The following is a 26,253-nucleotide window of genomic DNA, read 5'->3' as shown; positions in this document are numbered from 1 at the left end:
CCGCAGTCACTCCCCGCGGGTCTTCTTGATGATCTCCTCGGCAACGGCCTTGGGGACCTCTGCGTAGGAGTCGAACTCCATGGAGAAGCTCGCGCGACCCTGCGTCTTGGAGCGCAGGTCGCCGACGTAGCCGAACATCTCGGACAGCGGGACGAGGCCCTTGACGACCTTGGCGCCGCTGATGTCCTCCATGCCCTGGATCTGGCCACGGCGGGAGTTGATGTCACCGATGACGTCGCCCATGTAGTCCTCGGGCGTCCGGACCTCGACGGCCATCATCGGCTCGAGCAGGACGGGGTCCGCCTGCCTGATGGCCTCCTTGAGGACCATCGAGCCGGCGATCTTGAACGCCATCTCCGAGGAGTCGACGTCGTGGTAGGCGCCGTCGTTCAGGGTCGCCTTGATGCCCACGAGGGGGTACCCGGCGAGCACGCCGTACTGCATGGCGTCCTGGATGCCGGCGTCGACCGACGGGATGTACTCACGCGGGACGCGACCACCGGTGACACCGTTGACGAACTCGTACATCGAGCCGTCCTCGGTCTCGCCCAGGGGCTCGAAGCTGACCTGGACCTTGGCGAACTGGCCCGAGCCACCGGTCTGCTTCTTGTGCGTGTAGTCGTACTTGAGCACGGCGCGGCGGATCGTCTCGCGGTAGGCCACCTGCGGCTTGCCGACGTTGGCCTCGACCTTGAACTCGCGCTTCATGCGGTCGACGAGGATGTCGAGGTGCAGCTCGCCCATGCCGGCGATGATCGTCTGGCCGGTGTCCTCGTCGTGGTGGACCTGGAAGGTCGGGTCCTCGGCCGAGAGCTTCTGGATGGCCGTACCGAGCTTCTCCTGGTCGCCCTTGGTCTTGGGCTCGATGGCGACCTGGATCACGGGGTCCGGGAAGGTCATCGACTCGAGCACGATCTGCTCGTTGAGGTCCGACAGCGTGTCGCCGGTCGTCGTGTCCTTGAGGCCGATGGCCGCGTAGATGTGGCCGGCGAGGGCCTCCTCGACGGGGTTCTCCTTGTTGGCGTGCATCTGGAAGAGCTTCCCGATGCGCTCCTTGCGGCCCTTCGTCGAGTTGATGACGCTCGTGCCCGAGCTGATGTGGCCCGAGTAGACGCGGATGAAGGTCAGCGTGCCGAAGAACGGGTGCGTCGCGACCTTGAACGCCAGCGCGGAGAACGGCTCCTCGGTGGACGGCGCACGGGTCAGCTCGACGGCCTCGTCGCCCGGCTTGTGGCCGATCATCGGCGGCACGTCGAGCGGCGACGGGAGGTAGTCGACGACGGCGTCGAGCATCGGCTGGACGCCGCGGTTCTTGAACGCGGAGCCACAGAAGACCGGGTAGAGCTCGGAGTTGACCGTCAGCTTGCGGATGCCGGCCTTGAGCTCCTCGGGGGTGAGCTCCTCGCCACCGAGGTACTTCTCCATGAGCTCGTCGTCGGACTCGGCGACGCGCTCGACGAGGGCCATCCGGTACTCCTCGGCCTTCGCCTGGAGGTCGGCCGGGATCTCGGCGATCTCGTACTTGGCACCCATGGTCACGTCGCCCTTGGCGTCGCCGGGCCACACGAGGGCACGCATGTAGACGAGGTCGATGACACCGAGGAAGTCGTTCTCGGCACCGATCGGCAGCTGCATGACGAGCGGCTCCGCGCCGAGGCGGTCCTTGATGGTCGCCACGGTGAAGTAGAAGTCGGCGCCGAGCTTGTCCATCTTGTTGACGAAGCAGATGCGCGGCACGTCGTACTTGTCGGCCTGACGCCACACCGTCTCGGACTGCGGCTCGACACCCTCCTTGCCGTCGAACACGGCGACGGCACCGTCGAGGACGCGCAGCGAGCGCTCGACCTCGACCGTGAAGTCCACGTGTCCGGGGGTGTCGATGATGTTGATCTGGGTGCCCTCCCAGAAGGAGGTCACGGCGGCAGACGTGATCGTGATGCCGCGTTCCTTCTCCTGCTCCATCCAGTCGGTCGTCGACGCACCGTCGTGGGTCTCACCGATCTTGTGGTTGACACCGGTGTAGAAGAGGATGCGCTCCGTCACCGTGGTCTTGCCAGCGTCGATGTGCGCCATGATGCCGATGTTGCGGACCTTGTTGAGGTCCGTCAGGACGTCGAGTGCCACGTCAGGTTTCTCGTCTCATTCGTCGTGGAGTGAAAATCGTGGGCGCCGTGGGCCGCGTCGTGCGACGGGCGGGCGCGTGCCCGGCGGTGTGCCGTGGAGCGAGCTCCCCGGCACACCGACCGGACCGCTGGGTCACCAGCGGTAGTGCGCGAAGGCCTTGTTGGACTCGGCCATCTTGTGCGTGTCCTCGCGGCGCTTGACAGCGGCACCGAGGCCGTTGCTCGCGTCGAGGATCTCGTTCATGAGGCGCTCGGTCATCGTCTTCTCGCGACGCTGCCGCGAGTAGCCGACGAGCCAGCGCAGGGCGAGCGTGGTCGAGCGGTTCGGCTTGACCTCGATCGGCACCTGGTAGGTCGCGCCACCGACGCGACGGCTCTTGACCTCCATGGCCGGCTTGACGTTGTCGAGCGCGCGCTTGAGCGTGGCGACGGGGTCGGTGCCGGTCTTCTGGCGAGCACCCTCGAGGGCGCCGTAGACGATCATCTCGGCGATCGACTTCTTGCCGTCGAGGAGGATCTTGTTGACGAGCTGCGTGACGAGCGGGCTCTGGTAGACCGGGTCGACGACGAGCGGGCGCTTCGGAGCGGGTCCCTTACGAGGCATCAGCTCTTCTCCTTCTTCGCGCCGTAACGGCTACGAGCCTGCTTGCGGTTCTTGACACCCTGGGTGTCGAGCGTGCCGCGGACGATCTTGTAACGCACACCCGGGAGGTCCTTCACACGACCACCACGCACGAGCACGATCGAGTGCTCCTGCAGGTTGTGGCCGACGCCGGGGATGTAGGCCGTGACCTCGATGCCCGAGCTGAGGCGCACACGGGCGACCTTGCGGAGGGCAGAGTTCGGCTTCTTGGGGGTGGTGGTGTACACGCGGGTGCACACACCGCGGCGCTGGGGCGAACCCTTGAGCGCCGGGGTCTTGGCCTTGCTGGCCTTGTCCTGGCGGCCCTTGCGGACCAGCTGGTTGATGGTAGGCAACCTGGTTACTCCATAACGTTGCTCGTGGTCAGTCGCCCTGGCGGGCAACTCCTTGACTGTTCGGCCCTCGACCCCCGAGGTCGGGCGTGTCGGAACCGGTACTTCCCCCTGCACTCCCCTGCTCGGCGACGGCCGGGAGGCCGTCGGTGGGAAGGGTTGCCCGGCGAAAGGTGTGCTCTGGACCGCAGTGATGTCACGTCCCGCGGTGAGCGGGCGGACAGGGCACCGTGGCCGTCATCGCGCATGCCTGAGTGCGTGCCTCAGACACAGTGTTCAAGCGTACCGGGGTGCGGCACGCCGACCAAATCGGTGAGACCGGCCCCCGCGGGTCCGATGCGGTATGCCGTCCGGCGCGTACCCCGCCACGGCACCGACGCGACCGGTCAGCCCAGACGCCAGTCACCGGCGTACATGTGCAGCACGGGCACGCCGAGCGTCTCCCGGGCCCGGGAGGCCCAGTCGGTGTGGAAGGTGTCCTCGACGGCGTGCGGCTCGGTGACGACGACGACCTCGAGGGCGTCGAGGCGGGCCACCTCCTCGACGAGCGTCGGCATGGGGTCGTCGGCGGTGATCTCGCCGGTCGCGACGACGTCGTGGCCCCCGAACTCGGCCAGCGACCTCGAGAGCGCGGTGTCGGCGTCCGTGTGGGCCTCGCTCCGGTCGACCGGGCGCAGCGACTCGAGCGCCTCGCGCATCTCGAAGAGGCTGAGGTGGTTGAGGAAGGAGCTGAGCAGGTTGCGCTCCGTGTCGGCAGGGACGAGGACCCGGTACGTCGGCGCGTCGTCCTCGTGCAGCCCGAGGATCTTGTCGACGTCGACCGGCTTGAGCGCCTCCTCGGTGAGCACGATGATGGTCGGTGCGGGACCGCCGCCGGTCTCATCCGTGCGACGGCCCGCCGGCCCGGCAACGGGCGCCGAGGCGGACTCGACACCAGGCGTGTCGGTGATGGGCTCGGTCGCGGCACGTTCGGCGGGCTCGGGCGCGTTCGGCACGTCGGCCGTGGGCTCGGTCATGCGACCACCCTACCGAGGCAGCGGGTCTCGCGGCTCAACGGTTGGTCATCCGCCAGCGCGCGAGCAGCACGCCGAGACGGTCCTCGACCGGCCGCGGCGAGGTGGCGGAGTAGTTACCCATCATGACGAAGACGTAGCGGCGGCCGTCCGCGCCCGTGACGTAGCCCGCGAGCGACGTCACGCCGGTCAGGCTCCCGTTCTTGGCGCGCAGGTTGCCCGCCGCGGCGGTGCCCCGCATGCGGCTGGCCAGGGTCCCGCCGGTCCACCGGACCGGGTCGGTCCCGGCGACCGGCAGCGCGGCACGGAAGGTGGGCCACCACGACGTGCGCTGGACCTTGTCGAGGAGGGTCGCGAGCTGGTTGGGGGTCAGGCGGTCTGCGCGGGCGAGTCCCGAGCCGTCGACGAACCGCAGCCCCGCGGTGGGGATCCCGATGCGAGCCGCGTAGTCGCGCAGCGCCTTCGTGCCGTCGGCCCAGCTGCCAGGCCGCCCCGACCGCGCCCCGAGGGTCTTCGTGATGGCCTCGGCGTGGCCGTTGTTGCTCAGCTTGAGGAACGGCACGAGCAGCTGCCCCAGGGTCATCGACGTGTGCCGTGCCAGCAGCGAGTGACCGGCCGGCGTCCTGCCGCGCACGACGGTCCCGTCGACCTGGATCCCCGCGGCGACGAGCCGCGCGCGCAGGGCTCGCGCGGTCATGAGGGCGGGGTCGTCGACCGTCACCCACTTCTTGGCAGCCGACGACGTGAGCGGCACCTGGCCGGTGACCGTCAGCGTGTTGGTGCCGGCCGCCCGGGCCACCGAGATCGTGGTCGTGGACCCGGTGGCGGAGGTGCGCGCCCGGTTGACCAGACGCACGTGCGAGGCGGCGGAGGGCGGCGTCACGGTGAGCCGTGGCGCGCTCGCGGTGCTCGTGGCGGGCGTCGCGGTGACGATGACGGTGCCCGCGTCGTAGTCGGTGTCGGGTGCCAGCGTCAGGGCCGACACCTGCGCGGCGTAGTAGCTCGACGCGTACGACGTCGACCAGGAGGGGTTGTAGCGCACCTCGTCGAAGGCGGACGCGTCACCGACGACGTCACCCGTGACCCGCGTGACCCCCTTGGCCCGCAGGGCGCTCGCCAGCGACGTCAGGTCGCGCTCGAGCAGCGTCGGGTCGCCGGTGCCCTTGAGGTAGAGCCGTGAGACCACTCCCCCGTTCGGCGCCGACGGGGCGTAGACGTCGGTGCGCCACCGGTACGCGCTGCCGAGGGTGTACATCGCAGCGGCGGCCGTGAACGTCTTCTGCGTCGATGCCGGGGCGAGCGGGGTGTTGGCGTAGCGGACGTAGACCGGAGTGCGCGTGGAGGCGTCGGCCACGACGACTCCGACGTGTGCCGTCGAGGCCGTCACGCTCGGGTCGGTCATGAGCCGGCCCACCTCGCGGCGCAGGGCGGCGTCGCGCGAGGAGTAGACGGTGGCGCCGGAACCCGGTGGAGCCGTCGCCACGGGCGCCGCCACGGCGAGCGTGACCACCGCGACGAGGAACGGCCAGCGGACCGCTCGAGGCGCGCCGGCGGAGCCGCGGACGACCTTGAGCGAACGAGGAGCACCGAACATGACGACCTCCCGAGGGTGTCGCCGGCCGGCCCTGGCGCCGCCGACTCTCACCTCGCCCGAGAGACTAGTCCGACATATCCGTCTCCAGCGCGCTGAAACCAGGTGGCGGTCCCGGAACGCCGAGGGCCGGCTCCCCGGTCGGGGAGCCGGCCCAGCGGCATACGTGGTGGTCGTCGTCCGCCGCCGGCGCGGCGGACGGGACCGGTCAGAACTGGTCGAGACCGAGAGCCTCGTCGTCGAGGCGGATGGCCTCGCCGGTGCCCGAACCGAAGCCCGCGTAGTCGTAGGCGTCGTAGTTCGGCAGCGAGTACATCGCGGCCTTGGCTTCCTCGGTGGGCTCGACCTTGACGTTCCGGTAGCGGGGCAGACCCGTGCCGGCAGGGATGAGCTTTCCGAGGATGACGTTCTCCTTGAGGCCGAGCAGCGGGTCGGACTTGGCCTCCATGGCGGCCTGCGTGAGCACGCGGGTCGTCTCCTGGAAGGACGCGGCCGACAGCCACGACTCGGTCGCGAGCGAGGCCTTGGTGATGCCCATGAGCTCGGGACGACCGGCAGCCGGCCGTCCACCCTCGGCCATGACCTTGCGGTTCTCCTCCTCGAAGCGACCACGCTCGGCGAGCTCGCCGGGCAGCAGGTCGGCGTCGCCGGCCTCGATGATCGTCACGCGACGCAGCATCTGTCGGACGATGACCTCGATGTGCTTGTCGTGGATCGACACACCCTGCTGGCGGTAGACCCGCTGCACCTCGTCGACGAGGTGCTTCTGGGCCGCACGCGGGCCGAGGATGCGAAGGACCTGCTTGGGGTCGATCGCGCCCTGGACGAGCTTGTCACCCACGGTCACGTGGTCACCGTCGCCGACGAGCAGGCGCGAACGCTTGCTCACCGGGTAGGCGTGCTGCTCGGAGCCGTCGTCCGGCGTGAGCAGGACGCGACGCGCCTTGTCGGTGTCCTCGATCTCGACGCGGCCGGTGGCCTCGGCGATCGGGGCGACACCCTTGGGCGTCCGCGCCTCGAAGAGCTCGACGACACGCGGCAGACCCTGGGTGATGTCGTCGGCCGCGGCCGCACCACCGGTGTGGAAGGTACGCATCGTCAGCTGCGTGCCGGGCTCACCGATCGACTGGGCCGCGATGATGCCGACGGCCTCGCCGATGTCGACGAGCTTGCCCGTCGCGAGCGACCGGCCGTAGCAGGCCGCACACGTGCCGACCTTGCTGTCGCAGGTGAGGACCGAACGGATCCGGACCTCGTCGACACCAGCCGCGTAGAGCGCGTCGATGACGACGTCACCGAGGTCGATGCCGGCCACGGCGAGCGTCTCGCCGTCGACGACGACGTCCTCCGCCAGCGTGCGGGCGTAGACCGAGGCCTCGACGACCTCGCTCGGCGACCGGGTGCCCGTGGTCTCGTTGACCTGGGCGATCGGCAGCTTGAGGCCGCGCTCGGTGCCACAGTCGTCCTCACGGATGATGACGTCCTGCGACACGTCGACGAGACGACGCGTGAGGTAACCCGAGTCGGCGGTACGAAGAGCCGTGTCGGCCAGACCCTTACGGGCACCGTGCGTCGAGATGAAGAACTCGAGCACCGTGAGGCCCTCACGGAAGTTCGCCTTGATCGGGCGCGGGATGATCTCGCCCTTCGGGTTGGCCATGAGGCCACGCATACCGGCGATCTGACGGATCTGGAACCAGTTGCCACCAGCACCCGAGGACACCATCCGGTAGATGGGGTTCGTGCGCGGGAAGTTGGTCTCCATCTCCTTGGCGACCTGGTTGGACGCCTGCGTCCAGATCTCGACGAGCTCCTGACGACGCTCGTCGTCGGTGATGAGACCGCGCTCGTACTGCGTCTGGACCTTGGCGGCCTTCGTCTCGTAGCCCTCGAGGATCGCCGTCTTGTTGTCCGGCGTCGTGACGTCGGAGATGGCCACGGTGCAGCCCGAGCGGGTGGACCAGTGGAAGCCGGCCTCCTTCAGGGCGTCGAGGGACGCGGCGACCTGGACCTTGGAGTAGCGCTCCGCGAGGTCGTTGACGATCGCCGAGAGGCGCTTGCGGTCGACCGGGCGGTTCTCGAACGGGTAGTCGAGCGGCAGCGTGTCGTTGAAGATCGCGCGGCCGAGCGTCGTCTCGAGCGTGATGCTCTTGACGATGCCGTCCTCGCCGGCCTCGACACCCTCGGGCAGCTCGAAGCCGGCCGGGGGCACCGCGTCCGTCAGGCGCAGCTTGATCGCCGAGCCGAGCAGGATCTCGCCACGGTCGAAGGCCATGCGGGCCTCCGAGGGGGACGAGAACGCGCGACCCGCACCGATGCCGCCACCGTCGACCGCGTCGGTCAGGTGGTAGATGCCGGTGATCATGTCCTGGGTCGGCATGGTCACGGGGCGACCGTCAGCCGGCTTGAGGATGTTGTTGCTCGACAGCATGAGGATGCGGGCCTCGGCCTGCGCCTCTGCCGACAGCGGCACGTGGACAGCCATCTGGTCACCGTCGAAGTCGGCGTTGAAGGCCGAGCAGACGAGCGGGTGGATCTGGATGGCCTTGCCCTCGACGAGCTGCGGCTCGAACGCCTGGATGCCGAGACGGTGCAGCGTGGGTGCGCGGTTGAGCAGCACCGGGTGCTCCGTGATGACCTCTTCGAGGACGTCCCACACGACCGGGCGAGCACGCTCGACCATGCGCTTGGCCGACTTGATGTTCTGCGCGTGGTCGAGGTCGACCAGACGCTTCATCACGAACGGCTTGAACAGCTCGAGCGCCATCTGCTTGGGCAGACCACACTGGTGCAGCTTCAGCTGCGGGCCGACGACGATGACCGAACGGCCGGAGTAGTCGACGCGCTTGCCGAGCAGGTTCTGGCGGAAACGACCCTGCTTGCCCTTGAGCATGTCGGACAGCGACTTGAGCGGACGGTTGCCGGGGCCCGTGACCGGGCGACCACGACGGCCGTTGTCGAAGAGGCTGTCGACGGCCTCCTGGAGCATGCGCTTCTCGTTGTTGACGATGATCTCGGGGGCACCGAGGTCGAGCAGGCGCTTCAGGCGGTTGTTGCGGTTGATGACGCGACGGTAGAGGTCGTTGAGGTCCGAGGTCGCGAAGCGGCCACCGTCGAGCTGCACCATCGGGCGCAGGTCCGGGGGGATGACCGGGATCGCGTCGAGGACCATGCCCGACGGGTGGTTCGTCGTCATCTGGAAGGCGTTGACGACCTTGAGGCGCTTGATCGCACGGGTCTTCTTCTGGCCCTTGCCGGTGGCGATGATCTCCTGGAGGAGGTCCGCCTCGGCGTCGAGGTCGAAGGACTCGAGGCGCTTCTGGATCGCCGCGGCGCCCATGCCGCCCTCGAAGTACAGACCGAAGCGGTCACGCATCTCGCGGTAGAGGATCTCGTCGCCCTCGAGGTCCTGGACCTTGAGGTTCTTGAAGCGGTCCCAGACCTGCTCGAGGCGCTCGACCTGCTGGTCGGCACGCTTGCGGATGTTGTTCATCTCGCGCTCGGCCTGGTCGCGGACCTTGCGCTTCGCGTCGGCCTTGGCACCCTCGGCCTCGAGCTCGGCGACGTTGCGCTCGAGCAGCTGCGCGCGCGACTCGACGTCGGCGTCGCGGCGGTTCTCGATCTCCTTCTTCTCGACCTGGATCTGCGCCTCGAGCGACGGCAGGTCAGCGTGGCGCTGGTCCTCGTCGACGGACGTGATCATGTAGGCCGCGAAGTAGATGACCTTCTCGAGGTCCTTCGGGGCCAGGTCGAGCAGGTAGCCGAGGCGGCTCGGGACACCCTTGAAGTACCAGATGTGGGTGACGGGGGCGGCGAGCTCGATGTGGCCCATCCGCTCACGGCGCACCTTGGCGCGCGTGACCTCGACGCCACAGCGCTCACAGATGATGCCCTTGAAGCGGACGCGCTTGTACTTGCCGCAGTTGCACTCCCAGTCCCGGGTGGGGCCGAAGATGCGCTCGCAGAACAGGCCCTCCTTCTCGGGCTTGAGCGTGCGGTAGTTGATGGTCTCCGGCTTCTTGACCTCGCCGTGGCTCCACTGGCGGATGGATTCCGCGGTGGCGAGGCCGATGCGCAGCTCGTCGAAGAAGTTGACGTCGAGCACGTGGTTCCTTCTCTCGTAACTCTCGTTAAGTCTTTGGTCTGAGTGGTGTTCGTTGACCAGGGGGCGTATGCCGCTGAGCGGGCCCAGCGGCATACGCACCGCTAGTCGTTAGGGGGCCTTCTCAGACCTCTTCGACGCTGGACGGCTCACGCCGGCTCAGGTCGATGCCGAGCTCCTCCGCCGCGCGGAAGACCTCTTCGTCGGACTCCTTCATCTCGATCGTCGTGCCGTCGCTGCTCAGGACCTCGACGTTGAGACACAGGGACTGCATCTCCTTGAGGAGGACCTTGAACGACTCCGGGATGCCCGAGTCGGGGATGTTCTCGCCCTTGACGATGGCCTCGTAGACCTTCACGCGGCCGGGAACGTCGTCCGACTTGATCGTCAGCAGCTCCTGGAGCGTGTAGGCGGCGCCGTACGCCTCGAGGGCCCAGACCTCCATCTCACCGAAGCGCTGGCCACCGAACTGGGCCTTACCGCCGAGCGGCTGCTGGGTGATCATGGAGTACGGACCGGTCGAACGAGCGTGGATCTTGTCGTCGACGAGGTGGTGGAGCTTGAGGATGTACATGTAGCCGACGGCGACGGGCTCCGGGAACGGCTCGCCGGAGCGGCCGTCGAAGAGGCGCGTCTTGCCCGAGGCGTCGATGAGGCGAACCCCGTCGCGCGTCTTGAGCGTCGAGTCGAGCAGACCCGTGACGACGTCCTCGGAGGCACCGTCGAAGACCGGCGTCGCCACGCGCGTGCCCGCAGGGGCCTCGTGCGCGTCGGGCGCGATCTCCTTGGCCCACTCCGGGTTGCCCTCGATCTTCCAACCGCGCGAGGCGGCCCAGCCGAGGTGCAGCTCGAGGATCTGGCCGAGGTTCATACGACGGGGAACACCGTGCGGGTTGAGCACGACGTCGACCGGCGTGCCGTCCTCGAGGAAGGGCATGTCCTCGACCGGGAGGATCTTGGAGATGACACCCTTGTTGCCGTGGCGGCCGGCGAGCTTGTCACCATCGGTGATCTTGCGCTTGTTGGCCACGTAGACGCGGACGAGCTGGTTGACGCCGGGCGGCAGGTCGTCGCCCAGGTCGGCACGGAACTCCTTGACGCCGATGACCGTGCCGGTCTCGCCGTGGGGCACCTTGAGCGAGGTGTCGCGGACCTCGCGGGCCTTCTCACCGAAGATGGCGCGCAGCAGGCGCTCCTCCGGCGTCAGCTCGGTCTCGCCCTTGGGCGTGACCTTGCCGACGAGCAGGTCGCCGTCGCGGACCTCGGCGCCGACGCGGATGATGCCGCGCTCGTCGAGGTCGGCGAGAACCTCCTCGGAGACGTTCGGGATGTCCCGGGTGATCTCCTCGGGGCCGAGCTTCGTGTCGCGGGCGTCGACCTCGTGCTCCTCGATGTGGATCGAGGAGAGGACGTCGTCCTGGACCAGACGCTGGCTGAGGATGATCGCGTCCTCGTAGTTGTGGCCCTCCCACGACATGAACGCCACGAGCAGGTTGCGCCCGAGTGCCATCTCGCCACCCTCGGTCGCGGGACCGTCGGCGATGACGCCACCGGCCTCGAGACGGTCGCCCTCGTTGACGACGACGACCTGGTTGTAGCTCGTGCCCTGGTTGGAGCGCGCGAACTTGGCGATGCGGTACGTCTGGTACGTGCCGTCGTCGTTGGCGACGGTGACGAGGTCAGCCGACACCTCCTGGACGACACCGGCCTTCTCGGCACGGACGACGTCGCCCGAGTCGAGGGCGGCGCGGAACTCCATGCCGGTGCCGACGATGGGCGCCTCGCTCTTGACGAGCGGGACGGCCTGACGCTGCATGTTGGCGCCCATGAGGGCACGGTTGGCGTCGTCGTGCTCGAGGAAGGGGATCATCGCGGTCGCGGCCGAGACCATCTGGCGCGGCGAGACGTCCATGTAGTCGACCTCGTCGCCGGGGACGAGCTCGACCTCTCCACCCTTGGTGCGCACGAGCACGCGGTCCTCGGTGAAGTTGTTCTGCTTGTCGAGCGGCGCGTTGGCCTGGGCGACGACGTAGCGGTCCTCCTCGTCGGCGGACAGGTAGTCGACGTCGTCGGTCACGTGACCGCCGGTGACCTTGCGGTACGGCGTCTCGATGAAACCGAACGCGTTGATGCGACCGTAGGACGCGAGCGAGCCGATGAGGCCGATGTTCGGGCCTTCCGGAGTCTCGATCGGGCACATGCGGCCGTAGTGCGACGGGTGGACGTCACGGACCTCCATCTGAGCGCGGTCACGGGAGATACCACCCGGGCCGAGCGCGGACAGGCGACGCTTGTGCGTCAGACCCGCGAGCGGGTTGTTCTGGTCCATGAACTGCGAGAGCTGCGACGTGCCGAAGAACTCCTTGATCGACGCCACCACGGGGCGGATGTTGATCAGGGTCTGCGGGGTGATCGCCTCGACGTCCTGCGTCGTCATGCGCTCGCGGACGACTCGCTCCATGCGCGACAGGCCGGTGCGGACCTGGTTCTGGATGAGCTCGCCGACCGAGCGCAGGCGACGGTTGCCGAAGTGGTCGATGTCGTCGACCTCGACGCGGACGTCGATCTCCTCGGCGTTCTTGACGCCCTTCATCGAGTCCTGGCCGTCGTGGAGCGTGACGATGAACTTGATCGTCTTGACGATGTCGTCGATCGACAGGGTCGAGTCGTTGATCGAGGCGTCGAGACCGAGCTTCTTGTTCACCTTGTAGCGGCCGACCTTGGCGAGGTCGTAGCGCTTGCCGTTGAAGTAGAGGTTGTCGAGCAGGGTCTGCGCGGCCTCCTTCGTCGGCGGCTCGCCCGGGCGCAGCTTGCGGTAGATGTCGAGCAGCGCGTCGTCCTGGCCCTGGGTGTGGTCCTTCTCCAGGGTGAGGCGCATCGACTCGAACTCGCCGAACTCCTCGAGGATCTGGGCCTCGGTCCAGCCGAGGGCCTTGAGGAGGACGGTGACCGACTGCTTGCGCTTGCGGTCGACGCGGACGCCGACCATGTCGCGCTTGTCGATCTCGAACTCGAGCCAGGCACCGCGGCTCGGGATGATCTTGGCCGTGTAGATGTCCTTGTCGGACGTCTTGTCCGGCGTGCGCTCGAAGTAGACGCCCGGGCTGCGGACGAGCTGCGAGACGACGACACGCTCGGTGCCGTTGATGATGAAGGTGCCGCGCTCGGTCATGAGCGGGAAGTCGCCCATGAAGACCGTCTGGCTCTTGATCTCACCCGTCTGGGCGTTCATGAACTCGGCGGTGACGAAGAGCGGTGCGTCGTACGTCTGGTCGCGCTCCTTGCACGACTCGATCGTCTTGCGGGTCTCCTCGAAGCGGTGGTCGCGGAACGACAGCGACATCGAGCCGCTGAAGTCCTCGATCGGGGAGATCTCCTCGAAGATCTCCTCGAGCCCGGACCGGTCCGGGACGTCGGTGCGTCCCTCGGCCTTGGCCGCGGCGACGCGAGCCTGCCAGCGCTCGTTGCCGAGCAGCCAGTCGAAGCTCTCCGTCTGAAGCGCCAGGAGGTCGGGGACCTCGAGTGGTTCGCGAATCTTCGCGAAGGACAGACGCCCCGAAGGGGTCTGTGCGGTGGACATGTTCGTCGCAGTACGCGAGGCAGCCAAGGAGGGTCCTTCCACGGGCCTTTTTCGAATCTTCAGATCCGCGTTGCCGCATGGCTCCGCTCGCGGGTCCCGAGGTCATACCGGATGCCGGATGGCATGGTGTTGGGCCTGACCGAGGTCGCGAAAGGGTGGGCATGGGGCAGCGCAAAGGCCTAGCCTACCGGTAAAGGGCAGGAGTGTCCAGCCGGGTCAAGGGACGGAGATCGTCTCCCGAGGTGCCCACCCGGTCTCGAACGACCGGGCGCCCTCGACGTGACCTGCCACGCCCCCCGGACCGGGAGCTCGCGATGCGAACGCGACGAATATGGCCCTCCGCGGGCCGGACGTCAAGACCCACGCCATCGCAGGCGCGTCGCGACACGCCGCCCGGCACCGCCCGGAACCCCCCTGACCTGCACGAACACGGCGGTGACGGGCCTCGACCAGGACCCTCGGAAGGGCCTCCGCCCTAGCATGGAGCACGCCAGAGATCCGTTGACGTCTCCTTCCGAGAGGGAAGCCATGTCCGATCCGAACCCGCCCGAGCAACCGTCCTTCAACCAGCCGGCCGGGAGCGACCCGACCACGCCGATCCCCAGCAGCCGGCCCGGCTCCTCGGGGCCTGGCACACCCGGCGCACCCGGCGCACCCCTCGGCGGCAGCACGCCTCCCCCGCCGCCGCCCGTGGCACCGGCCGGTGGACCGAGCGGGATGTCGAGCATCCCTGACCCCGCGCGGGAGGGGGCCGGCTTCTTCACGGCCCTCTTCGACTTCAGCTTCACGAACTTCGTCACGCCGATCCTCGTGCGCTTCGTCTACCTGCTGGCGACGGTGGCGCTCGTCGCGAGCTGGCTCATCTTCGTCTTCGCCGGCTTCGTCAACAGCGTCGGCACCGGTCTCGCCGCGCTCATCCTCGGTCCGATCTTCGTGATCATCTACCTCGCCGTCATCCGCATGACCCTCGAGTTCTACCTGTCGGTCGTCCGGATGAGCGAGGACATCCACAAGCGCCTCCCCCAGGCCTGACCGCCGGGGCGACGCCCTGCATCACCACGCCGAGTGGGCGCGTCCCCCCGGACGCGCCCACTCGGCGTTGCAGGGCTTCCGCGGCCTGGGGCTCGCCTCGCACCGGGGCCGCGTGCGCCGGCCTCAGAGGGAGGGCTGCTGCTGGGTGATGCAGTGGATGCCGCCGCCACGGTCGAAGAGCGGCCGTGCGTCGACGCCGACCACCCGTCGCCCCGGGTACGCGTCGGCGAGGACACCGAGGGACGCGTCGTCCTGCTCGTCCCCGAAGGTGCAGGCGATGACGCCGTCGTTGACGACGAGGTGGTTGATGTAGGACCAGTCGACGGGCCCCTCGGCGTCGGCCAGGGTGCGGGGCGCCGGCACGCCGACGACCTCGAAACGCTCGCCACGAGCGTCCCGCGCCTCCTCGAGAAGCTCTCGAAGGGTGCGTGACACGGCATGGTCGGGGTGGGAGGGGTCCTGCTGCTCGTGGAGCAGCACGAGGCCCGGGCCGGCGATGGTGGCCACGATGTCGACGTGGCCCCGGGTGCCGAACTCGTCGTAGTCGCGGGTCAGGCCCCGGGGCAGCCAGATGCACGTCGTGGCGCCGATGGTGCGGGCGAGCTCCGCCTCGACGTCGCTGCGCGCCAGCCCCGGGTTGCGGCCCGGGTCGAGCTGGACGGTCTCGGTGAGCAGCACCGTGCCCAGCCCGTCGACGTGGATCCCACCGCCCTCGTTGACGAGGGGGGAGCCGACGACCTCGGCCCCGGACAGGCCGCCGACGAAGGCGCCGATCCGGGTGTCGTGCTCCCACGTGGCCCATGACTGCGCGCCCCAGCCGTTGAAGACCCAGTCGACCGCACCGAGCTGGGAGCCGTCGGCCGAGCGGACGAACGTCGGACCGATGTCGCGCATCCACGCGTCGTCGAGGGCGGCCGGGACGAGCTCGACGTCGGGGTGCAGGTGGCCGGCGGCCACGTCGAGGTCGGCGGGGACGACGACCATGCGCACGGGCTCGAACTCCACGACCGCGTTGGCCACGGCGGACCACGTGCGACGCGCCGCGGCCACCTCCTCGGTCGTCTCGCCGAGGGTGTAGCCCTGGCTCGGCCACGCCATCCACGTGCAGTCGTGCCGGGCGGTCTCGGACGGCATCATCCAGCCAGGCCCCGGCCCTCCCCCACCACCCTCCGCCGTGGCGGCGTCGGTCACGGCGCCACCTCGCGACGGTGCTCGGCGCGCACGGGGGCGGTCAGGGCGGCATACGAGTCGGGACGGCGCGTGGCGAGGAAGGGGAAGAGCTCGAGCCAGTCACGACGCTGCGCGAGGTCGAGGTCGGCGACGAGGACGGCGGCCTCGTCACGGGGGGCCTGGACGAGGACGCGGCCGTACGGGTCGGAGATGAACGAGCTGCCGTAGAAGGTGATGAGCCCTTCCGTGCCGAAGCGGTTGGGCACGACCATGAAGAGGCCGTTGGCGATGCCGTTGCCGACGATGACCTGCTGCCACAGCGGCTGCGTGTCGAAGTCCGGGTGGTCGGGCTCCGAGCCGATCGCCGTGGGGTAGCAGAGCACCTCGGCGCCGCCGAGCGAGTAGAGACGAGCGACCTCGGGGAACCACTCGTCCCAGCAGGTCGGCAGACCGAGCCTGAGCGACGGGTCGCCCAGTGCCACCACCGGATACGCATCCTCGGACGGACCCGGACGGAAGTACTTGTCCTCGTGGTAGCCGGCCGTGACGGGGATGTGGGTCTTGCGAGTGCGGGCCACGACCTCCCCGCTCGGGGCCACGACGACCGCGGTGTTGAAACCGAGCCCGTCGCCCTCGTCGGCACGCTCGTAGAGCGAGGCATGGACGTGGACGTCGAAGTCGCGGGCCGCATCGCGGGCGAAGGTCACCGTGGGGCCTGTCTCCAGGTGCTCGGCCGTCGCGGACGGGGTGCCCACGGGGAGGGTGTCGGCCGGGTAGCGAGACAGGGTCAGCTCGGGCAGGAACACGATGGCGGCGCCGGCCTCTGCGGCCGTTCGGATGCCGTCGCGGAGGGTCTCGACGAGGGCCGCTGGGTCGTCGACCCATTCGTGCTGTACGACGCCGACGCGCACGGGCGTCGCTTCCGGCTGGTCGACGCGGGCGAGGGACTCTGGGACGCCATTGGCCTGGATGAGCTTCACAGCGTGCAGTATGCCGCAGCGTCCGGCGGGCGGTCCGGGCCCGACCCCGGTGCCGTCCCCGGTCACCTCTCCTGGTGCAGCGCCGCGCTCGCCGCTCTGGGCCGCTCGGTCCCGGACGACCTCTCGGGCGCCCGGGACCTTCCCCCTTGTTCCCCCGTCAGAAGGCGGACAGCTCGCTGACGAGCCAGCGGTCGCCCACCTTCCGCATCGTGGCGATGACCCGGTTCTGGTCGATCGCAGGTGCCTGCTGTGCCTTGGTGGTCGTGGCCTGGTTGACGAACGCCATGACCCGCACGGTCGTGCCCTCGCCTCCGTCGCCGTCGGCGTCCATGACGCCGGCGTCGTAGACCTTGGCCTGGACGGTGGCGTCGTTCTCGACGGCCATCGGCTTGATGTCGGTGGCGGCCACCTTGGTGAACTGGTCCTTGAACGGGGAGGTCAGCTGCGGGGTGACCTCGCCGATGTGCTTGTCGAACGCGGAGCCGCTGTAGCTGAGCAGGCTCTCCAGAGTGGTCCGCGCCGAACCCACCGCCGCGGTCCGGTCGGTGTCGGACACCCCCGGGCGCAGGCCGTAGACGAGCGAGGCCCCGAGCAGGGCGAGCGCCAGGGTGGCGCCGATGGCGGACGCCCAGAGCCCGGCGGAGCCGCGGGATCGAGCGCCGCGCTCGGTGTGCCCGTCGTCCGCGTCCACCTCCTGGGCGCCGGTCGGGGCCGCGCGGGGCGCGACGACCCGTGCCTCGCGGTCGTCTGTCGTGGTGTTCGTGGTGTTCGTGGTGTTCGTGGTGTCGGTGGCGGTGGCGGTGTCGGTGTCGGTGTCGGTGGCGGTGTCGGTGGTGTCGGTGGTGTCGCTGGCGGCACCGGAGGGGCCTGCAGGGCTGTTCTCGGTCGTGGCGGGGCCTCGGTCGAGGACGAGCGTGGAGGCCGTTGTGGCCTCGGTGCCGGACGGTCGGCGGCGGGCACCGGCCACGCGCTTGCGCGGGCCGGCAGTCGCGGCAGCCGACGATGCGAGGGGACGGCGCGGTTCAGCTGACGAAGTCAAGGGTGCTCACCTTCCAGGCGTCGCCGACCTTCACGAGGTCGAGCCGGAGCCGGTACGTCTTCTTCTCGGGCTTCGGGGTGGAGGCGTTCGAGGTCGGGGCGACGACGCCCACGATGACCTTGGCCGAGTCGTCGTCGCCCGACACGAGCGAGGCCTCGGCGCGCTCGACCGTCGAGACGGTCTTGTTGGCAGTGACGACGGGCTTGAGCTGGGCCAGCGTCGATGCGTACTCCTTGCGGAAGGCCCCGGTCGAGTCGTCGAGGACGCGCTGGGTGTCGGCGTCGAAGGACGCGGCGTTCATCGTCACGAAGTTGACGGCGATCTGGCGCCCGGCGGCCAGGGCGGCCGCCCGGTTGTCGGCGTCGCGCTGCTGCTGCCACGCCGAGCGTCCCGACGTCGCCGTGACGGCGACCGCCGCGAGCAGCAGCACGGCCGCGACGGTCCACAGCAGGCGCGGGGTGGGACGCCACGTGCGGACACCCCTAAGGCCCGCACGTGGCGCGTCGGGGGGACCGGAGCCCACCGCGGCGTCAGCGGGGTCGCGAGGCACGTGGCGCTCGTGGCGCTCGTGGCGCTCGTGGCGCTCGTGTGGCTCGTAGGGCTCGCGGTCGGCGGAGCTCTCGGGCGACCGCGGGGAACGCTGCAGTCGCTCGGTCTCCGAGCGGGTGACCATCGTCATCGAGGGGTTTCCTTCCGTCACCGGCTAGCGGAGCGCCTCCTGCATCATCCAGAGCCAGCTCGTGCCGTTGTCGGTCCGTTCGTCGCCACCGGCCGGAGCGACCGGCGACTGGACTGACAACGACGCAGGGCTGCCGGAGGTCACGGCCCGGTTGCCGAGGGCGACCGGTGTCGCGCCGAACGACATCGGGTAGCTCTGCCCGCTCTGCCCCCCTCGGGTGGGTTTGGGGGCGTTCTGGGCACCGCGCACGTTGATCCCCGAGCCACGTGAGGCCGCGCAGTGCGCGTCGAGGTTGACGGGTGGCAGACCCGTCGTGCGGTGGGGGTCGACCTTCGTCGTGCCTTCGTAGCCGGCCTCGCACGCCTTGGGATCGTCGACGTTGAGCACGAGCCCGAAGTGGGCGGTGCCGTCGCCGGGCACGACGCTGAAGCCACCCGTCACGACGTCCGGGTAGGTGACGAGCAGCTGCTCGATGCCGTCGAGCCGGGCCGTCGTCACGTTGCCGATGGTGATGAAGTTGGCGAGGAGCGCGGCCAGGCTCTGCTTGTTCTCCGAGATGAGGGCGTCGAGCTGCTCGACCGCGACGGACCCTCGGTCCAGGACGACGCGCAGGTCGGGGTCGGCCTGCCGGAGCGCGTCTGCGACGTTGGCGAAGCCGGACACGCTGGTGCGGATGTCGTCGCCGCTCTTGACCTGGGTGTCGAGGACGATCCGTGCGTCGTCGATGAGACGAGTCGTCTCGGGGAGCGCCTCGGAGGCGGCCGCGGTCAGGGCGTCACCCGAGTCGATGAGCCGCTGCAGGTCGGAGCCGCCACCCTTGAACGCCTCGGCCAGCTCGTCGACCGTCGTCACGAGGGCGTCGCGCGGCACCGACGACACCGTGTCGTCGACGTGCTGGAGCAGCTGGTCGATCCGAAGCGGGAACGCGGTCCGCTCCCGCGGGATGACGTCGCCGGCGGCCAGGTAGGGAGCCAGAGGCGTGCGGGGCTGGAGGTCGAGGTACTGCTCCCCCACCGCCGAGCGGTTCTCGACGACGGCCTTCGTGTCCTTGGGGACCTCCGTGCCGCGGTCGAGGCGCGCGTCCACGACGACGCCGTCGCCCGACAGACGCATCCCCTCGACCTTGCCGACGGTGACACCCCGGTAGGTGACCTCGGCGCCGACGAAGATTCCACCCGACTGGGCGAGGTCGGCGGACACAACGTAGCTGCCGCCGGCGATCTTGTCGGTGAGACCGACGTAGTTGGCCGACAGGATCGCGACGAGGGTGATGGACAGCAGGGCGAAGGCGGCCAGCTGGAGCCGGACGGTGCGGGTGATCATCGGGAGCCTCCCGTGGGGAAGAGCGTGGACCACGACGCCGCGTCGGCCGTGCCGGCTGCTGAGCCGGGCCCGCTCGAGCCGAGCAGGCCGCCCGGCAGCGTCGTCGGCAGGGGCACTCCGGGCACCGACGGGACGGGGACGCTCGGCAGCGGGACCCGTGGCACCGGTACCGAGGGCAGGGGCACCGAGGGCAGGGGCACGGAGGGCAGCGGCACCCCCGGGATGCCCGGGATGTTCGGGAGCTTCCCGACGCCGAGGTTGCCGGCGATGGTGTCGAGGTTGGTGTCGAGGGTGGCCCAGAGGTTCGTGAAGTCACCCTTGATGGTGTTCTGGGCGTTGTTGGGGAAGGGGTAGGTGAGGAGCAGCTGGTAGCTCTTCGGCAGGTCGTCACCGGCCTTGTTGAGCTGGCGCAGGATCGGGCTCACCGCCCGGAGGTTGGCCTCGAGATCGGCGCGCGACCCTCGGATCACCCGGGTGCCGACCTCGCCGAGGTCGCGCAGCGCCGTCAGCATCGCCGTCAGCTGCCGACGCTGGTCGGCGAGGATCTTCAGGCCCTTGGGCAGCTCGTCCAGTGCCGCGGCGATCTTGGCCTGGTTGCGCGCCAGGGTCGAGGAGAGCCGGTCGATGCTGTCGATGGCCCGGACGATCTCGCCCTTCTGGGCGTCGAGTCCGCCGACGAACGTGTTCAGCTGCGTGACGAGGTCCTTGACGTCGCCGGTGCGACCGCGGAGGGCGTTGTTGAGCTCGGCCTCGATGGTCTTCAGCTGTGCGACACCACCACCGTTGAGCAGCAACGACATCGCGCCGAGGACCTCCTCGACCTCGGGGTTGCGGCTCGTGCGCGACAGCGGGATGCGGTCGCCCTGCCCGAGGCGGCCCTGGGCCGGCACGTCGGTGGGGGCCGCCAGCGCGACGTACTTCTCGCCGAGCAGTGAGGTCTGCTTGAGCTCGGCCGTGGCGTTGTCGGGCAGCACGACGTTGCCGGGGAGCCGCAGCCGGACCGTCGCGGTCCACCCGGTCACCTGGATGTCCTCGACGGACCCCACGGTCACCTGGTTGACCTTGACCGACGACTGCGGCACGAGGTCGAGCACGTCGGCGAACTCGGCGGTGACCGTGTAGGAGTCGTCGCCGGTGCCGGCGCCACCCGGGAGCGGGAGGTCGTAGGCGCTGCAGCCCCCGAGAGCGAGGGAGGCCAGCACGACGACGGCGGACCGGCGTCGGGAACGGGAGCGGACGGCATACGTCATCGGGAGCCTCCGAGCAGTCCGCCGAGGGTGGGGTCGGCGCCACGCAGGTTGACGAGGCCGCTCGACTGCGGAGTGCCCTGCAGCGCAGTGCCGCTCGGGAGCGCCGGCAGGGTGGGCAGCTTCGGCAGCAGCGCCTTCTTGAGTGAGTTGCACAGCTGGGTGTTGCCGGTGTGCGTCGGGCCGGTGAGGATCGAGCACACGAGCAGCAGCGGGTCGTCGAGGCCCTTGGCGTTGTTGCGGGTGTCGAGGGTGCCGGTCTCGGGGTGGTAGGCGTTCTGGAGGTTCGACAGCGCGACCGGGGCGTTCTCGAGGAGCTGGGCCAGGGCCTGCCGGTTCTTCGCGAAGGCGTGGGTGACGGTGACCGCGCGGTCGAGGTTGCTCTTGAGCAGCGCCCGGTTGTCGGAGACGAAGCCCGACACCTCGTCGACCGCGATCCCGAGGCTCTCGAGCGTCGCCTTGAGGTTCTCGCGTTCCTCGCTCAGCTGGGTCGCGACGGTCGCGAGGTCGGTGTTGAGCCGCCGCACCTGCGCGTTGTTCGTCGCGAGCATCGAGGTGAAGGACTGCAGGTTCTTCACGGTGCCGAAGAGGTCGTCGCGGCTGCCGGACAGGGTCGAGAGCGCGGTCGAGAGGTCGTGCACCGTGCCGTTGATCTTGTCGCCGTTGCCGTCGAGGTTGGCGGCAGAGGTGCGCAGCAGCTCGTTGAGGGCACCGTCCTTGTTGGCCCCGTCAGGACCGAGCGCCACCATGAGGTCGTCGAGGCTCTGCGACACCCGGTCGAGCTCGACCGGAACGGCCGTGCGCTCCAGCGGGATCCGCGTCCCGGCAGCCAGCGCCGGGCCCGCCTCGTAGACGGGGAGCAGCTGGACGTAGCGGTCCGAGACGAGTGACGGCGCGACGATCGCGGCCTTGGCCGACGCGGGGACGCGGTACGTGTCGTCGTAGCTGAAGGTGACGTGCACGTGGTCGCCCTCGGGCGTCACCGTGTCGACCTGGCCGACCTTGACCCCGAGGATGCGCACGTCGGACCCCGGGTAGAGACCGACGGCGCGGGTGAAGTCGGCGCTGACCGACGTCTGGCCCTGGCGGGGCCAGAAGACGATGCCGGCCGCGACGAGCGCGACGACGACGAGGCCGGTGACGACCTTGCCCAGCACGGTGGCGGGGCCGCGGAGGCGGCCGAACGGCATACGGGATCCCTCGGGCGCGGGCATCAGCGACCACCTCCGGAGGTGCCGGGAAGGAGCAGGTCGGGCAGCTTCGTGCCCGGTAGGGCGAGCCCGGGCGTGCCGACGGGCACGACGAGGTTGGAGACCCATGTGTCGAACCACCGTCCGGTGCCCAGCGTGTTCGCGTAGACCCGCGTGAAGGGCGCCATCGCCTGGATCGTCTTCTGGAGGTCGGCGTCGTGCTTCTGGAGCATGGCGAGCGTCGTGTCGAGCTGGGCGAGGGCCGGCTTCAGCTGGGCCCGGTTGTCGCGCGCGAGGCCCGTCAGCTGCTTGGCGAGCGCTGACGTGTTGCGGAACAGCGTGCGGATGTCGTCGCGACGCTTGACGAGCTCGACCATGAGCAGGTCGGCGTCCCGGATGAGCGTGCTGACCTGCTCGTTGCGGCTGCGGACGAGGCCGGTGACGTTGTTGGCCCGCTGGAGCAGCGAGCCGAGCTCGGCGTCCCGGCTCGCCACGGTGCGGGAGAGGCGTGAGAGGCCGTCCAGCGTGGCCTTGACGTACTGCGGGCTGTCCTTGAACTCCGTGGCGATGACCGTCAGGGACTTCGCGAGCTGGTCGGTGTCGATGCGCTCGGTCGTCGTCGTGAGGTCCTGGAAGGCGTTGATGACGTCGTAGGAGCTGACGGTGCGCGAGACGGGGATCTGCGCGTCGGCGTCGAGCTGCCCCCGGCCCTTGGGGTCGAGGGCCACGTACTTCTCACCGAGGATGGTCTTCATCCGGATCGAGGCACCGGTCTGCGGGCCGAAGCTCGCGTCCTCGGTGATGGTGAAGTCGACGCGGACGTGGCCGTCCTCGAGGTCGACGCCGGTCACCTTGCCGACCTTGACGCCGGCGATGCGCACGTCGTCGTCGGGCTTGATGCCGCCGGCCTCCGAGAAGGCCGCGCTGTATGCCGTCCCGCCGCCGATGAGCGGAAGGCTGGAGGCGTTGAACGCCAGGTAGAGCAGCATCGCGATGACGAGCAGGCCGATCGCACCGATCGGGACCGGGTTGCGCTCTCGGAAGGGGATGCTCATGGCTGGCACCTCGCTGACGAGACGTCGTAGGTGGGGCTGACGCCCGGGAGGATCGGGCTCAAGGCGTCGAACTTGCAGAGGTAGAAGTTGAACCACGACCCGTAGGTCGCCGTGCGCGTCAGCGTGGCGATCCGCCCGGGCGCGCCGGTGATGAAGTCCTCGAACTCCCTGACGTTGGCCGGCTTGTTGAGCGTCGTGGCCAGCGTGCGCAGCTGGGCGACGTCGTCCTTGATGAGCGGGCGCGTCGAGACGAGCAGGTCGGCGGTCTCGGCCGAGAGCGTGTTGATCCCGGACAGCGAACGGCCGATCGTCTCGCGGTCGGCCGCGAGCCCGCTCGTGAAGCGCTGGAGCTGGTCGATGAGCGAGAGCAGCTGCTGGTCGTGGGCGTCGACGGTGCCGAGAACGGTGTTGAGGTTGTCGATGGTGCGGCCGATGACGGCGTCGCGGTCGGCGATGGCGGACGTGAGGCTGGCCGTCTTGGCGAGCAGGGTGTTGACGTCGCCGCCCTCCCCCTGCAACGTCTGGATGAGCAGGCCAGAGAGCTCGTTGACGTCGCTCGGCGACAGCGCGGCGAAGAGCGGCTTGAAGCCGTTGAACAGGACGGTGAGGTCGAGCGCGGGGTGGGTGCGCGAGAGCGGGATCGTCGAGCCGTCGGCGAGCGGGGCGGGGGCGCCGGTGCCCTGGCTCAGCGCGAGGTAGCGCTGGCCGACGAGGTTGCGGTACTTGACCGTCACCTCGGTGCCCTGCGTCAGCACCGAGCTCTTGAGCACCGAGAAGTCGATCTCGGCGGTGGCGCCCTCGGACGTCGCGTCGTGGGCGACGCGGACGTCGGTCACCTCGCCGACCCTGACACCGGCGACGCGGACGTCCTGCCCGGCGATGACTCCCGTCGCGTCGGTGACGACGGCCGTGTAGGTCGCCTTGGAGCCGAGCTGGATGTTGGCGATCGTCAGCGCGAGGATGCTCGTCGCGAAGAGCGTGACCGCCGCGAAGACGATGAGCTTGATGAGCGAGCCCTTGACCTTCATCGGGTGCTCACCACCGTGCCGCGCATCATCGGCCCGGCGAGCAGGGTCTGGATGCCGCTCCCCCCTGCGTCGGACGGCTGTCCGCGTTGGCCCAGGAGCGCCCCGACGACGCGCTGCTCGTCGACCGTGCCGGCGCTGCCGGAGTCGGCCGCAGCGGCGTCGCCGAGCAGTGCCTGGGGCACGGCCGAGAAGGGCGTCGCGTCGCTCGCGGGCTGGGTGCCGTCGTCGAAGTGGTGGCCCGCGAAGGGGTTCGCCTGGGAACCGTCGGGCGTGGGCAGGCCGTAGCAGTGGGGTCCGCGCTTGTCGTCCCAGCGGGGCTCCTCCCCCGGCCGGTAGGGCTGTCGGGGAGGCACGACCTCGAGGGTGATGTGGAAGGTGCCGCCGGCGAAGGCCGCGTTGGCGCGCGGCAGCCAGTTGACCAGGCCCGAAGCCACGCAGGGGTAGATCGGGGAGTACTCGGCGAGCAGCTGGAGCGTCGGCTTGCTGACCTGGCCGACCTGGATGATGCGCTCCTCGTTGTCGCGCAGGAAGCCGGCTGCCTCGTTGGCGAACCCTGCGGTGCCGACGAGGAAGGCCGCCAGCTGCTGGTCCTTCTCGACGATGGTCCTGTTCGTGACGCGCAGCGACTCGGTGAGTCGGAAGAAGTCGGGAGCGACGCCGGCGTAGAGGTCGGCGGTGTCGGCGAGCAGCGAGATGTCCCGCTGGATCGTCGGCATGCTGGGGTTGAGCGACTTGAGGTAGCGGTCGACGAGCACGAGGTTGCGGCCGATCTCGTCGCCGCGGCCGTCGAGCGTCGTCGACAGCGCGTTGAGGGTCGTCGCGAGCTTGGCCGGCTGCACGGTGCGCAGCAGCGGGTAGAGGTTGTCGAGGACCGTCTCGAGCTCGATCGACACCCGGCTGCGGTCCTGCGGGATGGTGTCACCCGCCTCGATGGGCCGGGCGTTCGACGAGGCCGTCACGAGATCGACGTAGCGCTCGCCGAAGAGCGTCTTGGGCAGCAGCCGTGCACTGACGTTCGACGGGATCTTGGCGACCTCGTCGGGCTGGAGCGCCAGCTCGAGACGCGCACCCGTGGGGGTGGCCTCGACGTGGCGCACCTCGCCGACGAGCAGGCCACGCAGCTTGACGTCAGAGCTCTCCTGCAGCTGGCTGCCGAGGCGGTCGGTCTCGAGCGTGACCATGACGACCGGCGTGAAGCGCTTCTGGAAGGAGGCGATGGCCAGGCCCACGAGCAGCGCCAGCACGACGAGGAAGACGATGCCGTAGGCCTTGACGCCGATGCGCCACCGCGTCAGCTGGGTGATCGGGCCGGGACTGGTCTCGCTCATCCGGCGATCCTCACGCTCGTCGTGGCTCCCCAGATGGCGAGGGAGAGGAAGAAGTCGACGATGTTGATGGCAACGATCGACGTGCGTACCGCGGTGCCGACGGCGACGCCGACGCCGGCCGGGCCGCCGGACGCGTTGTAGCCGTAGTAGCAGTGGATGAGGATGATGACGACGGCGAAGACCATGACCTTGGCGAACGACCAGAACACGTCGCCCGGTGGCAGGAACAGGTGGAAGTAGTGGTCGTAGGTGCCCTCCGACTGCCCGAAGTACGCGGTCGAGATGAAGCGCGTGGCGGCATACGAGCTGAGCAGCCCGAGGACGTAGAGCGGGATGACGGCGATGAAGCCGGCGATCATGCGCGTCGTGACGAGGAACGGCAGCGACGGGATGCCCATGACCTCGAGCGCGTCGACCTCCTCCGAGATGCGCATGGCGCCGAGCTGGGCGGTGAAGCCGCAGCCGACCGTGGCCGCGAGCGCCAGGCCCGCGACGAGCGGGGCGATCTCACGGGTGTTGAGGTAGGCCGAGAAGAAGCCGGTGAAGGCTCCGGTGCCGAGCTGCTCGAGCGATGAGTAGCCCTGCAGGCCGACCTCGGTGCCGGTGAAGAAGGCGAGGAAGGCGATGACGCCGACCGTGCCGCCGATGACCGAGAGTGCACCGGTGCCGAGGGAGACCTCGGCGAGGAGCCGGATGACCTCCTTCTTGTACCGGCGAATGGTGCGTCCGCTCCACGCGAGGGAACGCACGTAGAAGCGCATCTGCTCGCCGAGCGAGTCGAGCGCGCGTGAGGGCCGG

General features: G+C 69.4%; 19 protein-coding genes. 1 reads left to right on the top strand and 18 read right to left on the bottom strand.

Translation table 11 applies throughout. The annotated features are described in order from the left end of the window. Positions 1 to 6: 6 nt before the first annotated feature. From fusA to rpoB, 7 genes are all read right to left on the bottom strand, one after another. Entirely contained in the window at positions 7 to 2,124 is a 2,118-nt protein-coding gene (fusA, locus tag NR112_RS12865; RefSeq protein WP_256794714.1) for an elongation factor G, read from the bottom strand. A gap of 132 nt (positions 2,125 to 2,256) precedes the next feature. Then, positions 2,257 to 2,727, bottom strand: coding sequence for a 30S ribosomal protein S7 (gene rpsG, locus NR112_RS12860; protein ID WP_020143254.1), 471 nt, complete (start codon positions 2,725 to 2,727; stop codon positions 2,257 to 2,259). Next, positions 2,727 to 3,101: a 30S ribosomal protein S12 gene (gene rpsL / locus NR112_RS12855; RefSeq protein ID WP_020143255.1), complete on the bottom strand. Its 375-nt coding sequence runs from the start codon at positions 3,099 to 3,101 to the stop codon at positions 2,727 to 2,729. Before rpsL ends, rpsG begins: the two co-directional genes overlap by 1 nt. 383 nt (positions 3,102 to 3,484) lie before the next feature. After that, positions 3,485 to 4,114: a hypothetical protein gene (locus NR112_RS12850; protein WP_256794713.1), complete on the bottom strand. Its 630-nt coding sequence runs from the start codon at positions 4,112 to 4,114 to the stop codon at positions 3,485 to 3,487. Between the two features lie 34 nt (positions 4,115 to 4,148). After that, positions 4,149 to 5,705 carry a D-alanyl-D-alanine carboxypeptidase/D-alanyl-D-alanine-endopeptidase gene (dacB, locus tag NR112_RS12845; protein WP_256794712.1) on the bottom strand — a complete coding sequence of 519 codons (1,557 nt, stop codon included), beginning with the start codon at positions 5,703 to 5,705 and terminating at the stop codon, positions 4,149 to 4,151. 205 nt (positions 5,706 to 5,910) lie between these two features. Then, positions 5,911 to 9,807: a DNA-directed RNA polymerase subunit beta' gene (locus tag NR112_RS12840; RefSeq protein ID WP_020143258.1), complete on the bottom strand. Its 3,897-nt coding sequence runs from the start codon at positions 9,805 to 9,807 to the stop codon at positions 5,911 to 5,913. Between the two features lie 121 nt (positions 9,808 to 9,928). Next, the gene (rpoB, locus tag NR112_RS12835; RefSeq protein WP_374512325.1) at positions 9,929 to 13,411 is read right to left on the bottom strand and encodes a DNA-directed RNA polymerase subunit beta; all 3,483 of its coding nucleotides are present in this window, start codon (positions 13,409 to 13,411) and stop codon (positions 9,929 to 9,931) included. Positions 13,412 to 13,912: 501 nt separating this feature from the next. Here rpoB and NR112_RS12830 point away from each other — a divergent pair. After that, positions 13,913 to 14,416, top strand: a complete 504-nt coding sequence (locus NR112_RS12830; protein WP_256794710.1) for a DUF4282 domain-containing protein — start codon at positions 13,913 to 13,915, stop codon at positions 14,414 to 14,416. A gap of 123 nt (positions 14,417 to 14,539) precedes the next feature. On the opposite strand, the gene NR112_RS12825 is transcribed toward NR112_RS12830, so the two are convergent. The 11 genes from NR112_RS12825 to NR112_RS12775 form a co-directional block, all read right to left on the bottom strand. Next, a complete protein-coding gene (locus tag NR112_RS12825; RefSeq protein WP_256794786.1) occupies positions 14,540 to 15,550 on the bottom strand; it encodes an agmatine/peptidylarginine deiminase in 1,011 nt (336 codons plus the stop codon). A 53-nt stretch (positions 15,551 to 15,603) separates the two neighbouring features. Then, entirely contained in the window at positions 15,604 to 16,566 is a 963-nt protein-coding gene (locus NR112_RS12820; RefSeq protein WP_256794709.1) for a nitrilase-related carbon-nitrogen hydrolase, read from the bottom strand. Positions 16,567 to 16,723: 157 nt separating this feature from the next. After that, a complete protein-coding gene (locus NR112_RS12815) occupies positions 16,724 to 17,605 on the bottom strand; it encodes a hypothetical protein (protein ID WP_256794708.1) in 882 nt (293 codons plus the stop codon). Then, positions 17,589 to 18,284, bottom strand: a complete 696-nt coding sequence (locus NR112_RS12810) for a hypothetical protein (RefSeq protein WP_256794707.1) — start codon at positions 18,282 to 18,284, stop codon at positions 17,589 to 17,591. The genes NR112_RS12815 and NR112_RS12810 overlap by 17 nt, the downstream gene beginning before the upstream one ends. A 24-nt stretch (positions 18,285 to 18,308) precedes the next feature. After that, entirely contained in the window at positions 18,309 to 19,607 is a 1,299-nt protein-coding gene (locus NR112_RS12805; protein ID WP_256794706.1) for an MCE family protein, read from the bottom strand. Next, entirely contained in the window at positions 19,604 to 20,857 is a 1,254-nt protein-coding gene (locus NR112_RS12800) for an MCE family protein (RefSeq protein ID WP_256794705.1), read from the bottom strand. The genes NR112_RS12805 and NR112_RS12800 overlap by 4 nt, the downstream gene beginning before the upstream one ends. Then, entirely contained in the window at positions 20,854 to 22,068 is a 1,215-nt protein-coding gene (locus tag NR112_RS12795) for an MCE family protein (RefSeq protein WP_256794704.1), read from the bottom strand. The genes NR112_RS12800 and NR112_RS12795 overlap by 4 nt, the downstream gene beginning before the upstream one ends. Beyond that, positions 22,068 to 23,099, bottom strand: coding sequence for an MCE family protein (locus NR112_RS12790; RefSeq protein ID WP_256794703.1), 1,032 nt, complete (start codon positions 23,097 to 23,099; stop codon positions 22,068 to 22,070). Before NR112_RS12790 ends, NR112_RS12795 begins: the two co-directional genes overlap by 1 nt. Next, positions 23,096 to 24,127: an MCE family protein gene (locus tag NR112_RS12785; RefSeq protein ID WP_256794702.1), complete on the bottom strand. Its 1,032-nt coding sequence runs from the start codon at positions 24,125 to 24,127 to the stop codon at positions 23,096 to 23,098. The genes NR112_RS12790 and NR112_RS12785 overlap by 4 nt, the downstream gene beginning before the upstream one ends. Continuing rightward, a complete protein-coding gene (locus NR112_RS12780; protein WP_256794701.1) occupies positions 24,124 to 25,455 on the bottom strand; it encodes an MCE family protein in 1,332 nt (443 codons plus the stop codon). Before NR112_RS12780 ends, NR112_RS12785 begins: the two co-directional genes overlap by 4 nt. Further along, the gene (locus NR112_RS12775; RefSeq protein ID WP_306217173.1) at positions 25,452 to 26,216 is read right to left on the bottom strand and encodes an ABC transporter permease; all 765 of its coding nucleotides are present in this window, start codon (positions 26,214 to 26,216) and stop codon (positions 25,452 to 25,454) included. Before NR112_RS12775 ends, NR112_RS12780 begins: the two co-directional genes overlap by 4 nt. Positions 26,217 to 26,253: the final 37 nt, after the last annotated feature.

Origin of the sequence: Terrabacter sp. Ter38 (assembly GCF_024519435.1) — a bacterium.
Lineage (GTDB): Bacteria > Actinomycetota > Actinomycetes > Actinomycetales > Dermatophilaceae > Terrabacter.
Note: the sequence above shows the minus strand (reverse complement) of the source record. Positions and strands in the feature narration are given on the sequence as shown.